Source organism: Nonomuraea sp. NPDC050227 (assembly GCF_044459705.1).
Taxonomy (GTDB): domain Bacteria; phylum Actinomycetota; class Actinomycetes; order Streptosporangiales; family Streptosporangiaceae; genus Nonomuraea.
The window spans coordinates 626323-639616 of the sequence record NZ_JBITJF010000003.1 but is presented as its reverse complement, the minus strand read 5'-3'; the positions used below and the strand labels follow the sequence as shown (position 1 = coordinate 639616).

The window sequence follows — 13294 nt, the reverse complement described above, 5'->3', positions numbered from 1 at the left end:
GTCCCCGCATGCAGGAAACCCAGGCCCCCTGGCCGCCCAGGGACGGGCTGACGATCACGCGGGTGCGTGCCGTCGTCACGGCGCCCGAGGGCATCCCGCTGGTCGTGGTGCGGATCGACACCTCCGACGACGGCCTGTACGGCCTCGGCTGCGCCACCTTCACCCAGCGCTTCCACGCTGTCGCCGCGGCCGTGGACGAGCACGTGGGCCCGATGCTGATCGGCCGCCATCCGGCCGACATCGAGGACATCACCCGCATGATCCACCTGTCGTCCTACTGGCGCGGCGGACCGGTGCTGAACAACGCGCTGTCCGGCGTCGACATGGCGCTGTGGGACATCGCGGGCAAGCGCGCCGGCATGCCCGTGTACGAGCTGCTCGGCGGCCGGGTGCGCGCGGCGGCGCCCGTCTACCTGCACGCCGAGGGCGCCACCGTCGAGGGCACGCTGGAGCACGCCCAGCGGCTCATGGCCGCCGGATATCGCCACGTCAGGCTGCAGACCGGGCAACCGGGGCTGGGCGGCTACGGAGCGCCCGGCAGGGCGAACGCCTACCCGGACGCGCCGCATCCCGACGGCTGGGACGTCAGGCACTACCTGCGCACCACCCCCGCCCTGTTCGACCGGGCCCGCGAGGTCCTGGGCGAGGACGTCGAGCTGCTGCACGACGTGCACAGCCGGCTCACGCCGAAGGAGGCGATCCTGCTGGCCAGGTCGCTGGAGCCGTACCGGCTGTTCTTCCTGGAGGACGTGGTCGCGCCCGAGCACTACGACCGGCTGCCCGAGGTGCGGGCGGCCTCGCCCGCGCCCATCGCGGTCGGCGAGCTGCTCGTCTCGGTGCCCGACGCGGCCAGGCTGGTCCTGGGCGGCGGCGTCGACCTGCTGCGCTGCCACGTCTCGGCCGTCGGCGGGCTGACCCCGGCGCGCAAGCTGGCCGCGCTCTGCGAGCTGACCGGGGTGCGCACGGCCTGGCACTCCCCGGGCGACGTCTCGCCCGTCGGCGTGGCGGCGAACCTGGCGCTGGACGTCACCACGCCCGCGTTCGGCATCCAGGAGGGGCACGTCTACCCCGACAGCGTGTGCGAGGTGTTCCCCGGCACGCTCAATCCCGTCCGAGGTCACCTGCGTCCCGCGGACCTGCCCGGCTGGGGCATCGAGCTGGACGAGAAGCTGGCCGCCGGGTACCCGCCGGTCACGCACCTGCACGAGCGGTGGGCCGCGCGGGTCCGCCGCCCCGACGGCGGCATAGAGCCACCTTAGTTGACGCGTTAACTCGTTGCATTTCGTGCGCGTTACCATCCCGTGCTTTACACGTTAACGCGTCATATATAGCGTTCGACTCGACTCGCCCCCCGGCATGAACTTGGAGTCCCGATGAACACGTACATGGCTAGAGGAGCCGCGGGTCTGCTGCTCCTGGCCGCGGTCGCGGCGTGCGGCGGCGGGCAGGACGGCACGTCCGGCGGCAAGACCGAGATCACCGTCTCCGGCATGCCGCCCAGCACCCAGCCGGAGAGCCAGAAGAACTTCCTGGCCCAGGTCGCCGAGTTCGAGAAGGCCAACCCGACCATCAAGGTCAAGCCGACCGAGACGCAGTACGACGTCAAGACGTTCGCGGCGCGCCTGGCCGCGGGCCAGCTGGAGACGGTCTTCCGCGTCCCGCTGACCGACCCGCAGGCCATGATCAGGCGCGGCCAGGTCGCCGACCTCACCGCGGACCTGAAGCTGCTCGCCAAGTCCGACTTCGACAAGCGCATCCTGGCCCCGAGCAGCACCCCGGACGGCAAGATCTACGGCCTGCCCACCGAGGCGTACGCCGCCGGCCTCGTCTACAACCGTGAACTGTTCACCAAGGCCGGGCTCGATCCCGACAAGCCCCCGGCCACCTGGGACGAGGTGCGGGCCGCCGCCAAGACGATCAGCGACAGGACCGGGGTGCCCGGCTTCGGCATGCACGCCACCGCCAACACCGGCGGCTGGATGCTCACGACCATGACCTACTCCTACGGCGGCCGGATGGAGAAGGAGGAGGGCGGCAAGGTCGTCCCCGCCTTCGACGACGCCCCCACCAGGCAGGCCCTCGCCCTGCTCAAGGCGATGCGCTGGGACGACCGCTCGATGGGCACCCAGCACCTGCGCAACCAGGACGACCTGCTGCGTGACTTCGCCGCCGGCAAGGTCGCGATGATGATGGGCGCGCCCAACCTCTACGGCAGTTACGTCGCCAAGTTCAACGGCAAGCCTGAGGTGTACGGCCAGACCACGCTGCCGTCCGGGTCGGGCAAGGGCACGCTGCTGGGCGGCACGGTCGCCGTCGTCAGCCCGAAGGCCACGCCCGAGCAGCGCCAGGCGGCGGTCAAGTGGATCGACGCCGTCTACCTGCGGCCCAAGTACGACCCGGCCCTGGCCACCGAGCGGGCCGAGAAGAAGAAGGCCGACGGTCTCGTGGCCGCCGTGCCGCAGCTGCCGTTCTTCGCCCCCGCGGTCTCCGACCCGGTGATGGCCGCGGAGAAGGCCGTCTCCAACGTCGACTGGGAGCACTTCGCCACCTACAACGAGGGCGTGAAGGCGCAGGAGTTCATCTCCGAGCCGCCCGTCGCCGGCCAGGAGCTCTACGCCGCGCTCGACACGGTCGTCCAGGCGGTGCTGACCCGCCAGGACGCCGACCCTGCGGCCGAGATCACCAAGGCCGTCGAGAAGGTGAAGCCGATCCTGGACAGGTCGCAGCAGTGACGGCGCTGGCCGAGCAGGCGGACGCGGCGGTCACCACGCCGCGCCCGCCCCGGCGGCGCCGGGCCCGGCACCCCTACGCGGTGGCCTCGGTGTTGTTCCTCGCGCCGCTGGTGCTCGTGTTCGCGGTGTTCTCCTGGTGGCCGATCCTGCAGAGCGCCATGCTCGCCTTCCAGCGCACCAACCTGGTCGAGGCGGCGAGCTGGGTCGGCTGGCAGAACTTCGCCAACCTGTTCGCCGATCCGCTGCTCGGCAAGGCCGCGCTGAACACGCTCTGGTTCACCGTCCTCGCCCTGATCCTCGGCTTCCCCGTGCCGGTCCTCCTCGCGGTGGTCATGTCGGAGCTGCGCAAGGGCGGCGGCCTGTTCCGCGTGCTGGTCTACCTGCCGGTGGCGGTGCCGCCGGTCGTGGCGATCATGATGTGGAAGTTCTTCTACAACAGCGACTACGGCCTGCTCAACGGCCTGCTCGGGCTCGTCGGCCTGGGCCCGTTCCCGTGGCTGCAGGACACGCGGTGGGCGATGCCCTCGCTGGTGCTGGAGGCCACCTGGGCGGGCGCGGGCGGCACCGTGCTGATCTACATCGCGGCGCTGACCAGCGTCCCCAGGGAGCTGTACGAGGCGGCCGAGAGCGACGGCGCGTCGATCCGGCGGCGCGTGTGGCACATCACGCTGCCCCAGCTCCGCGGCGTGCTGCTGCTCATGCTGCTGCTGCAGGTCATCGGCACCTTCCAGGTCTTCACCGAGCCGTTCGTCATGACCGACGGCGGCCCCGAGGACGCGACGGTGACCGTCCTGCTGCTCATCTACCGGTACGCCTTCGTCTACGGCGACTACGGCATGGCCGGCGCGCTGTCGGTGCTGCTGGCGGTCGTGCTCGGCCTGCTGTCGGCGGTGTACCTGCGCATGACGAAGGCTTGGAGCACGACATGAGCGGACTCATCTCCGACTCCGACCGCAAGAAGCGCGGCGTACGCGCGGTGCTCGGCTCGACCCAGTTCGCCGTCTTCCTCGGCGTGCTCGTCGCCGGGCTCGGCCCGATCCTGTGGACGGTCAAGGGGGCGATCTCCCCGACGCGGGAACTGCTCACCGACCCACTGCGCCTCTACCCGGCCGCCCCCGACTGGTCGCTGCTCGCCGAAGCCTGGAGCAGGCTGCGCATCGGCCACTTCATGCTCAACACGGTCGTCCTGGCCGGAGGGTCGTGGCTGGCGCAGATCGTCGTGTCGGTCATGGGCGCGTACGCGCTGTCGGTGCTCCGGCCGCGCTACGGCAAGTACGTCTACGGCGCGATCCTGGCGACGCTGTTCCTGCCGGGCAGCGTGTCGCTCGTCGCGCTCTACCTGACGGTGCTCGACGTGGGCATCGCCGACACCACGTGGGCGGTGTGGCTGCCGCACGCCGCGCACGCCTTCACCGTCCTGCTGATGAAACGTTTCTTCGACGGGATCCCGCGCGAGCTGTTCGGCGCGGCCCAGGTCGACGGGGCCGGACCGTGGCGGATGTTCTGGCACATCGTGCTGCCCATGTCGAAGCCCATCCTGGCCGTGACGTCCCTGCTGACGATCATGGGCGCCTGGAAGGACTTCCTGTGGCCCATGGTGGCCATCTCCGACGGCGAGCTGCACCCGATCTCGGTGGCGCTGCCCAGGCTGGCGGAGTTCGCCGAGGAGAACATGGTCATCGCCGGCATGTTCATGGCGTTGATGCCGCCCGTGCTCGTCTTCATCGTCTTCCAGAAGTACATCGTGCGCGGCGTGGGGTTCACGGGGGTCAAAGGTTGATGCTCAGCAGAGTGCTCGTCACCGGCGCCGCCGGGCTGATCGGCCGGGCCGTCCTCGCGCGCTGCGCGGCCGAGGACGTGCCGGTGACCGCGCTGGTCCTGGAGGATCCGGGCGACCTCAAGGCCGACCGCGTCGTCGTGGGCGACGCGGGCGACCCCGAGGTCGTACGGCGGGCGCTGGACGGCGTCGACGCCGTGATCCACCTGGCGGCCATCCCCAGCCCCAACGACAACCCTCCGCAGGAGGTCTACCTCAACAACACCGGCGCCACGTTCGCGGTGCTCGACGAGGCGGGCCGGGCCGGGGTGCGCCGGGCGGTCATCGCCAGCAGCCTCAGCGTGCTCGGCATGCCGTTCTCCCCGCACCGCCTGGAACCGGCCTACCTGCCTGTCGACGAGGCGCACCCGCTGCTGGCCGCCGACCCGTACGCGCTGTCGAAGGAGGCCGACGAGTCCACCGCGCGCATGATCCACCGGCTGCACGGCATGACGGTGGTGGCGCTGCGCTTCCCGTTCGTCGGCGGCCCCGAGGACCGGCTGCCCGAGCGGGCCGCCGAGTTCGCCGCCGAGCCGGCCAGGGGAGTCGCCGACCTGTGGGCCTACCTCGACTCCCGGGACGCGGCCACCGCCTGCTGGCTCGGCGTCACCCGGCCGATCGACGGCTCCCACGTGCTGTTCGTGGCCGCCCCCGACACCATCGTCCCGCTGCCCACCGCGGAACTCGTCCGCCACTTCCTGCCCCGTTCCCCGCTGCGCGCCGCCCTGCCCGGCCGGGCCGTGCCGATCGACGTGACCCGGGCCCGCCGGGTTCTCGGCTTCGAGGCGGAGCACCTGTACCAGCTCTGACAACGGAGAGGATCCACCCCCCATGAGATCCCGCATCCATCTCTGGTTACGAACCGTCATCATCTCCCTACTTTCCGTCCCGTTCCTGGCCGCGCCCTCCCACGCGGCCACCGACATCGACCAGGTCGTCGGCGACTTCGAGTACGGCACGCAGGGCTGGGCCCTGGGGCTCGGCCCGGAGTTCCCCGGCGCCAAGGGCGCCCTCACCAGCGACGCGGCCGACGCGAGGACCGGAGCGCGCTCGGCCCTGCTGACCGCCGACCTCACCGCCGGCGGCAAGTACGTCGAGGCCGGGTACGCCACGGCCGCCGACCTCAAGGCGCTGTCGCTCTGGGCGCGCTCGCCCGCACTGCCCACGGTGACGCTCCGGCTGGTGGACAGCACCGGGCAGACCCACCAGCAGCGGCTGCCGCTGGCCGCGGGCGGCGACTGGCAACGGCTCACCGTCACCTCCTTCACCGCCGGGCAGTCCTACCAGCACTTCGGCGGGGCCGGCGACGGCGTCTGGCACGGGCCGGCCAAGCGGGTGGCGTTCCTCGTCGAGCGCACCGGGCAGCTCCGGCTCGACGGGGTCACGATCACCGCGCCCGCCCCCGACCTCGCCCTGGGGCAGCGGGCCGTGGGCAACGTGTTCGTGCAGCCCGCCCAGCCCTCGTTCGACGTGACGAGCCGGGGCGACGCGCTGACCTGGACCGTACGCGACCTGTCCGGCGTCCAGGTGGCCGCGGGCGGCGGAACTCCCGGGACGCTGGCCGTACCGGTCGCCAGGCCGGGGCACTACCGGCTCAGCGTGACCGCGACCTCGGCCGGGACGGCGATCGCCACCAAGGAGACCACGTTCGCCGTGCTCACGCCCTTCACCGCGACGGGTGACTCCCCGTTCGGCGTGGCCGGTCACTTCACCCGGGCCGACTGGGGCGCTCCCGGAGGCGACCTTCTCGAACTGGCCGCCAAGGCCGGGGTGCGCACCGTGCGCGACGACGCGTTCTGGGAGTCGATCGAGAAGACCGAGGGCGTCTACGAGTACGGGCGCTACGACCCGCTGCACGCCACGCTCGACGCCAAGGGCATGCGCTGGCTGCCGATCGCCGCCTACACCAACCCCCACCACGACGGGAACGCCACGCCGTACACCGACGCGGGCCGCGCCGCCTACGCCGCCTACGCCTCGGCGTTGGTCGGCACGTACGACCTGCCGTGGATCGAGGTCTACAACGAGTTCAACATCGGCTTCGGCGACCGCGGCGACGGCCCGGCCGACTCGCGCGCCGACTACTACTTCCCGCTGCTGAAGGCCACCTACGAAAAGGTCAAGGCCGACCACCCGCAGGTCACGGTCGTCGGCCCGGCCTCCGCCGGCGTGCCGCTCGCCTGGCTGGAGGAGCTGTTCAAGCTCGGCGCCCTGAAGTACCTCGACGCCGTCTCCATCCACCCCTACGTCTATCCGGGCACCCCCGAGTCGGCCGCCAAGAGCATCGACGACCTCGACGCGCTGGTCAGGAAGTACAACAACGGCCGGTCCAAGCCCATCTGGATCACCGAGCAGGGCTGGCCCACCCACGCCGACGCGCGCGGCGTCACCGAGGCCGTCCAGGCCGCCTACGTGGTCCGCACCCACGTGGCGGCGCTGGCCAAGGGCGTGCAGCGGTTCTTCTGGTACGACTTCATGAACGACGGCACCGATCCGGCGCTCAACGAGGACAACTTCGGCCTGGTGCGCAACACCGCCGACGCCTCCGGCCGGTGGACGCCCAAGCCCGGCTACGTCGCCTACGCCGCCATGACCAGGCAGCTCACCGGGGCCGCCTACGTCAGGCAGGAGGCCGAGGGCCGTCAGCTCTTCCGCAAGGACGGCCATGACCTCCGCGTCCTGTGGTCGGCCCAGCCCGCGACCGTCTCGCTGCGCACCGACGCCCCGCTCACCGTCACCGACCTGACCGGCGGGAGCGAGGTGCTGCGCCCGCTCGGCGGCCGCGTCACGCTCTCGCTGTCCGGCGACCCGATCTACGTGCGCGGTGACGCCGTGCTGGAGGACGCCGCCCGCTACACGATCACCGGCGGCGGCGCCGTCGTCGGCGAGGGGATCGAGCTGAAGCTGGCCGTTGACGCCACGCGCGGCCCCGCCGTACGCGGCAGCTTCGCCGTCGGCGACGTCGACGTGCCGGTGTCGGTGCGCGGCGGGCGCAGGGCCGAGATCCCGGTGTCGCTGCCCGCCGTGACCCGCACCGGCCCGCTCGACCTCGTCGGCCGCCTGAAGATCCACGGGAGGCCGGTCGCCAGACTCGGCTCGCGGGTCGAGGTGACGCAGCCGTTCGCGGTCACCGCCAGGCACGTGCTGCCCGACGACCTGGCGATCACCGTGCGCAACCTGTCGGCCAAGGAACTCGCCCCCGGCGACCTCGGCTGGACCTTCGGCGCTCGCACCGGCACGCTTCCGATCGCCGGGACCGTGCCCGCGGGCGGCTCGCGCACCGAGCGCCTTCCGCTGGCGGACCTGCCCGCCGGGCCGTACGAGCTGCGGCTGGACGCCGTCGCGGGCGTCGGCGTCACCGGCCGGGTGGCCCGCGTCGCCGACGGCGCGCTCAACCGGGCCGGCCGCGCCACGATCACCGTCGACGGCGTGCCCGACGACCTGACCGGCCGCCCGGCCGTCGACCTCGCCGACGGAACCGTCAAGATCCCCTCGTACGGCGGGCCGGACGACCTCAGCGGCATCCTCCACGTCACCTGGGACGCCGACCGCTTCTACCTCAGCGCCAGGATCCACGACGACGTCCACACCCAGACCAGCACCGGAGCCGACATCTGGCAGGGCGACTCCCTGCAGTTCGCCGTCGCCGCCGGGCTGCCCGGCGAGACGCGCACCTGGTCCGAGCTCGGCCTCGCGCTGACCGCCCAGGGCCCGCAGTTCCACCGCTGGCTCGGCGACGGACCGGAACCCGACGCCAAGGTCGCCGTCACCCGGGACGAGACGGCCGGGGAGACCGTCTACGAGCTGTCGCTGCCCTGGGCGGCACTGGCCCCGCTCACCCCGCAGGACGGCCTGTTCAGCCTGTCCGTCGTCGCCAACGACAACGACGGGACCGGCCGCGAGGGCTGGATCGAATGGGGTTCCGGCATCGCCGGGACGAAGAACCCCGCCCTCTTCCGCCCCGCCCGCTTCATCGGGCAGTAGACGAAACCCCCTGCCCCCACCTCACCCTGCCCACCGGGACCCGCACCGGTCTTCGCGCGGGGCCCGATCACGAGCGTCACCTAGGAGTGGCATGCATCGGCTGAAACGCTGGAACACCCCCACCGTCTACAACGGCTGGGAACAGATCACCCAGCGCGACATCGCCTTCCACCAGGAGGAATCGCGCGACTTCATGCCCCAGATGGGCCCCATGGTCGGCCGGACGGTCACCGTCGTCATCGAGCCGGGCAACCCGGAGCACCCCGCTGACGTGTGGGACGACTACCGGCGCTACGTGGCCTCGGTCGACGGGCCGAAGATCGTCGTCGTGCAGGACCTCGACAAGCCCAGAACCGTCGGCTCGTTCTGGGGCGAGGTCAACAGCGGCGCGCACCGCGCGCTGGGCTGCGTCGGCACCATCACCGACGGCGCGATCCGTGACCTGGACGAGATGACCGGCGCCGGGTTCAAGGCCCTCGCCAGGCGGCTGTGCGTCGGGCACGCCCATGTCCGCCCGGTGCGCTGGGGCGTACCGGTCGAGGTGTTCGGGCAGGTCGTCGAGCCGGGGCAGCTCGTGCACGCCGACCAGCACGGGTTCCTGGCGATCCCGGCCGAGGACGAGGAGGGACTGCTGGAAGCGGCGGCCTTCATGGACGCCAACGAGTGCGGCACCGTCATCCCCGCCGCGCAGGCGGCGGGCCGCTCCCACGAGCAGGTGATCGCCGACCTCGGCGCGGCGGGCGAGGACTTCGCCCGCGCGGCCGGAGAGCGCTACGGACGGCAAGGAGAATCCCGCTGATGAAGATCATCTCAAGGAGGGTGGCCGCCGCCTGCGCGGCCATCCTGGCGGCCGGGCTGCTGACGGCACTGCTGACGGCCCTGCCCGCGCAGAGCGCGAGCGCCGCGGCGGCGGCCACGGCCGTGCTCGGCGCCGACCCCGTCTACACCGGCGTCGTCAAGGCGTGGCCGGGCGACGGCGACAAGGACCCGGCCCACGCCGTCAGCGAGCGCGGCGGCGAGTCGTGCTGGCAGATGTCCGGCACGCCGTACAACCGCTACGTCTACGTGGACGTGGCCGACGCCGCGATCCCGGCCGGGGCGACCCGCGCCTGGGTCGTGGTCCGCTACTTCGACGCCGGACCGGTCGGTCTCGACGTGCACTACGACGGCAAGGCCGGCGCCTTCACCGGCAGCGCCAACGTGGCGCTGACCGGCACCGGCACGTGGAAGAGCTCGGTCATCGGGCTCAGCGACATCAACTTCAAGAACCGGGTCAACGGCGCCGACTTCCGGCTCAACGTCAAGGCCGACGCCGCCTCGATCCCCGCCGTGTGCTTCAGCAGGGTCGAGGTGCACTTCACCGACCCGTCGCAGCTCACGATCACCAACCCGTCGCTGGTCTTCACCCAGGGGACGAACACGATCGACGTCGCCGCGGCGGCCGACCAGGTCGAGTGGACCATCGGCGACCCGAACGGGGTCCCGCTGCGGTCGGGCACGCGGGCGGTGGCCGGCGGCACCACGAAGATCGACATTTCCGATCTCGGCCCGGGTTACTACCGGCTGACCGTCTCGACCGGGGTCACCACTCGTTCCACCTCGTTCGGGGTCGTCACCCCGCTCGCCACGAGGGATCCGTACTTCGCCGCCGCCATCCACTACGGCTGGCAGCCGGGCATCGAGGAACAGCTGCTCAGGACGGCCGCGCAGATCGGATGGACCGAGGTGCGCTCCGACGCCAACTGGTCGGGCATCGAGAAGCAGGCGGGCGTCTACGACTTCACCGGCGCCCTCGACACCGGCCTGCGCAAGGCGCATGAGAACGGCATCACCACGATGCCCATCCTCGGCTACCGCAACCCGCTGTACGACGGCGGCAAGACGCCCAGCACCCCCGCCGGTCTGGCCGCGTTCGCCCGCTTCGGCGCGGCCGTGGCGGCCAATTACGCATCCTTCACCAAGGACGTCTCGGTCTACAACGAGTACAACTCCACCGGCTTCAACGACGGCGCCTGCGGCATCACCCCGCAGTGCTACCTCGACGTCGTCAAGGCCCTCTACCCGGCCATCCACCAGGCCGTGCCCGCGGCCAACGTGGTCGGCCCGACCTCGGCCGGCACCCAGCTCGCCTGGCACGACCAGTTCTTCGCCCTCGGCGGCCTGGACTACCTCGACACGCTGAGCGTCAACTTCTACGGCTACGCCGACGCCGGGGCCGGCACGCCGCCCGAGCGGACCGTGATGACGACCGAGTTCCCGCAGCTCGTGGCGAAGGTCAAGGCCAGGAAGGACATGCCGATCTGGATCAGCGAGAACGGCTGGCCCACCCACACCGCCGGCTCCACCGAGGCCCAGCAGGCCGACTACCTGATCAGGGCGCAGACGCTGGCCAGGAGCGCGGGCGCGGACAAGTACTTCTGGTACGACCTCATCGACGACGGCGACAACGCCGGCGAGCGCGAGCACCGCTTCGGCCTGTTCCGCCGCCCGGCCTCCGGCGTCGCCGCCCCCTCGCCCAAGCCGGCCGCGATCTCCCAGGCCGTGCTGATCCGCAAGCTCGCCGGCCGCACGCTCGGCGCCCGCCAGGACACCGGCGACGCCGACGTCCACTCCTACCCGATCAGCGGCGGCACCCGGCTGCTGTGGGCCGTCCAGCCCCGCTCGGTCACGCTCAGCGCGCTCGGCGACGTCACGCTGACCGACCAGTTCGGCGCGGTCAGCACGCTCAGGCCGCAGGCCGGCAAGGTGCGGCTCGACCTGGACGGCAGCCCCGTCTTCGTCTCCGGCCCCGTCTCCTCGGTCAAGGCCGGCGCCTCGCCGCTGTCGGTCAGCGCCCCCGAGCAGTCGGTCACCGGTGAGAAGCTGGTCGTGACCGTCACGGCCGACCGCACCGGCGGCGCGAAGCTGCCGGGCAGGCTGGCCGTGGCCGCCGGCGGCGTCAAGGCCGACCTGGTCACCCGCAAGGGCAGGAAGACGTCGGTCACGCTGGAGCTGCCCGCCACTCCGGTGACCGGCCGCAGGCCGGTCACCGCGACGGCCGCCGACGACCGCGGCCCCATCGCCCGGCTGCGCTCGGGAACCCAGGTGGTCAGGCCGTACACGGTCAACGGGCGGCCGGTCGTCGACGGGAGGAAGCTCCGGGTCACCGTGACCAACAACAGCCCGTCCACGCCGGTCAAGCTGAGCTCCGTCGGCTGGCAGGTGGGCTCGTGGCGCGGGGTGGTCGCCGATCCGGCCGAGGTGCCCGCGCTGGGCTCGGCCTCGGTGGAGGTGCTGGTGCCGGACGCCCTGCCGTACGTGAACTACAGCTACGCGGTCACGGCCGGGAACGCGAGCGACACCGGGTCGCTCAGCTTCAGTCCGATCGAGAAGGCCGGGGCGACCACCCTGGACCCGATCGACCTGAACGGCCTCGGCCGCTGGGTGGGCCTGCGCGGCGGCACCCGGACCGGCCCCGACGACCTGTCCGGGACCATCCGGTTCACGCACAGCCCGGACGCGCTGATCCTGGACGCGGTCATCAAGGACGACGTGCACAACGCCGCCCGCACCGACCCGTCGCAGACCTGGCAGGTCGACTCCGTGCAGTTCAGCCTGTACTCGGCCTTCCCGGGCGAGCTCACCGGCGAACGCGTCGAGATCGGCGCGGCCCTGCTGCCGTCGGGGCCCGCCGCCTACACCTGGACCGGCCCGGCCGGGCCGACCCCGGGCGCCGACGTCGCCATCACCAGGGACGAGACGGCCAAGACCACCACGTACCGGCTGGCCGTGCCGTGGGCGTCGCTCGGCTACGACAAGCCGCCGACCGGCGTGATCGGGATCTCGTTCCTCGTCAACGACGCCGACGGCGGAACGGGCGGCGACGCCCGCGACGGCTACCTCGAATGGGGGAGCGGCGTCGGCAGCGCGCCGAAGAACCCGGCGCTGTTCCGCTCCGCCCAGCTCGTCTGAGCGGTCCGGTCCAGGTCGTCGAAGCCCAGGACGTCGAGTCCCAGCTCGGCGGCCTGGGCCAGCACCGTCTCCAGCCGCGCCGGTGACACGTGGTTGCACTCGTGCGAGTCGGCGACCGCGTGCGCGTAGAACGTCACCGCCTCCTGCCGCCCGGCCGCGCGCACCAGGGCCGAACGCACCGAGGCGTCGTCGACCCCGGCGGGCTTGAACAGCTTGCCCGTGTCGATCCCGGCCCCGATCAGCACGCGGCGCCGGGCGAGCTCGGCGACCGGGGTGAAGATCTCGTCCACGGTGTCCAGGCCGCCCCCGGCCGGGTGCCGGGCGCCGCCGCGCAACCGGGGGAACACCCCGCCCAGCACCGCGTCCGACTGTTCGTCGCGGCGGCTCACCGGATAGGCGAAGCAGGCGGCCTCGAACCCGTGCGCGCGCAGCGCCGCCAGGCACGGGGTGACGTCCTCGGCCAGGTAGCCGTCGCCGCCGAGAGCCGCGATCCGGTCGGGCGCCCACAGGTGCCGGTAGCCGTGCGCCCCCACGGTGTGCCCGTCGTCCGCCAGCTCGCGCAGCCGTTTCCAGCCGTCGTCGTCGATCCTGTACGGCTCGCTGACGAAGAACGTCACCCGCGCGCCGTACTCCCTGAACAGGCCGCGCACCGCGCTCCACTCGGGGACGAAGAAGTCGTCGAAGGTCATCAGCAGGATGCCGCTCATGACGGTGATCATAACGTGTTAACGCGTCAACTTGAAGGCGTACACGTCCCTCGTCCGCGTCCGTTGACGGGAGGTGGTCCGGATCTCTAGTCTCCACTTAATCC

At 72.0% G+C, this 13294-nt stretch carries 9 protein-coding genes; 8 read left to right on the top strand and 1 reads right to left on the bottom strand.

Annotation, left to right across the window (positions count from 1 at the left end; genetic code table 11):
* Positions 1-8 precede the first annotated feature (8 nt).
* From ACIBK9_RS15255 to ACIBK9_RS15220, 8 genes are all read left to right on the top strand, one after another.
* Entirely contained in the window at positions 9-1259 is a 1251-nt protein-coding gene (locus ACIBK9_RS15255) for an enolase C-terminal domain-like protein (RefSeq protein ID WP_397158515.1), read from the top strand.
* A gap of 114 nt (positions 1260-1373) precedes the next feature.
* Positions 1374-2732, top strand: coding sequence for an extracellular solute-binding protein (locus ACIBK9_RS15250; RefSeq protein WP_397158513.1), 1359 nt, complete (start codon positions 1374-1376; stop codon positions 2730-2732).
* A complete protein-coding gene (locus ACIBK9_RS15245; RefSeq protein WP_397158511.1) occupies positions 2729-3661 on the top strand; it encodes a carbohydrate ABC transporter permease in 933 nt (310 codons plus the stop codon). The genes ACIBK9_RS15250 and ACIBK9_RS15245 overlap by 4 nt, the downstream gene beginning before the upstream one ends.
* On the top strand, positions 3658-4512 hold the full coding sequence (locus ACIBK9_RS15240; protein ID WP_397158509.1) for a carbohydrate ABC transporter permease: 855 nt from the start codon (positions 3658-3660) through the stop codon (positions 4510-4512). The genes ACIBK9_RS15245 and ACIBK9_RS15240 overlap by 4 nt, the downstream gene beginning before the upstream one ends.
* Positions 4512-5357 carry an NAD-dependent epimerase/dehydratase family protein gene (locus tag ACIBK9_RS15235; protein WP_397158507.1) on the top strand — a complete coding sequence of 282 codons (846 nt, stop codon included), beginning with the start codon at positions 4512-4514 and terminating at the stop codon, positions 5355-5357. Before ACIBK9_RS15240 ends, ACIBK9_RS15235 begins: the two co-directional genes overlap by 1 nt.
* A 22-nt stretch (positions 5358-5379) precedes the next feature.
* The gene (locus ACIBK9_RS15230; RefSeq protein WP_397158505.1) at positions 5380-8532 is read left to right on the top strand and encodes a sugar-binding protein; all 3153 of its coding nucleotides are present in this window, start codon (positions 5380-5382) and stop codon (positions 8530-8532) included.
* 91 nt (positions 8533-8623) lie between these two features.
* On the top strand, positions 8624-9331 hold the full coding sequence (locus tag ACIBK9_RS15225) for an RraA family protein (protein ID WP_397158503.1): 708 nt from the start codon (positions 8624-8626) through the stop codon (positions 9329-9331).
* Positions 9331-12483 (top strand): hypothetical protein, encoded by a 3153-nt coding sequence (locus ACIBK9_RS15220; RefSeq protein ID WP_397158501.1) that lies wholly within the window; start codon positions 9331-9333, stop codon positions 12481-12483. The genes ACIBK9_RS15225 and ACIBK9_RS15220 overlap by 1 nt, the downstream gene beginning before the upstream one ends.
* On the opposite strand, the gene ACIBK9_RS15215 is transcribed toward ACIBK9_RS15220, so the two are convergent.
* Positions 12408-13190: a polysaccharide deacetylase family protein gene (locus ACIBK9_RS15215; RefSeq protein WP_397158499.1), complete on the bottom strand. Its 783-nt coding sequence runs from the start codon at positions 13188-13190 to the stop codon at positions 12408-12410. The two genes, ACIBK9_RS15220 and ACIBK9_RS15215, sit on opposite strands and share 76 nt — an antisense overlap.
* Between the last annotated feature and the right edge of the window lie 104 nt (positions 13191-13294).

Bases quoted from the DNA above. Each gene is read 5' to 3' on its own strand.
- ACIBK9_RS15230 (WP_397158505.1), top strand. From the start codon at position 5,380: ATGAGATCCCGCATCCATCTCTGGTTACGAACCGTCATCATCTCCCTA.
- ACIBK9_RS15240 (WP_397158509.1), top strand. From the start codon at position 3,658: ATGAGCGGACTCATCTCCGACTCCGACCGCAAGAAGCGCGGCGTACGC.
- ACIBK9_RS15220 (WP_397158501.1), top strand. From the start codon at position 9,331: ATGAAGATCATCTCAAGGAGGGTGGCCGCCGCCTGCGCGGCCATCCTG.
- ACIBK9_RS15250 (WP_397158513.1), top strand. From the start codon at position 1,374: ATGAACACGTACATGGCTAGAGGAGCCGCGGGTCTGCTGCTCCTGGCC.
- ACIBK9_RS15225 (WP_397158503.1), top strand. From the start codon at position 8,624: ATGCATCGGCTGAAACGCTGGAACACCCCCACCGTCTACAACGGCTGG.
- ACIBK9_RS15235 (WP_397158507.1), top strand. From the start codon at position 4,512: ATGCTCAGCAGAGTGCTCGTCACCGGCGCCGCCGGGCTGATCGGCCGG.
- ACIBK9_RS15255 (WP_397158515.1), top strand. From the start codon at position 9: ATGCAGGAAACCCAGGCCCCCTGGCCGCCCAGGGACGGGCTGACGATC.
- ACIBK9_RS15215 (WP_397158499.1), bottom strand. From the start codon at position 13,190: ATGAGCGGCATCCTGCTGATGACCTTCGACGACTTCTTCGTCCCCGAG.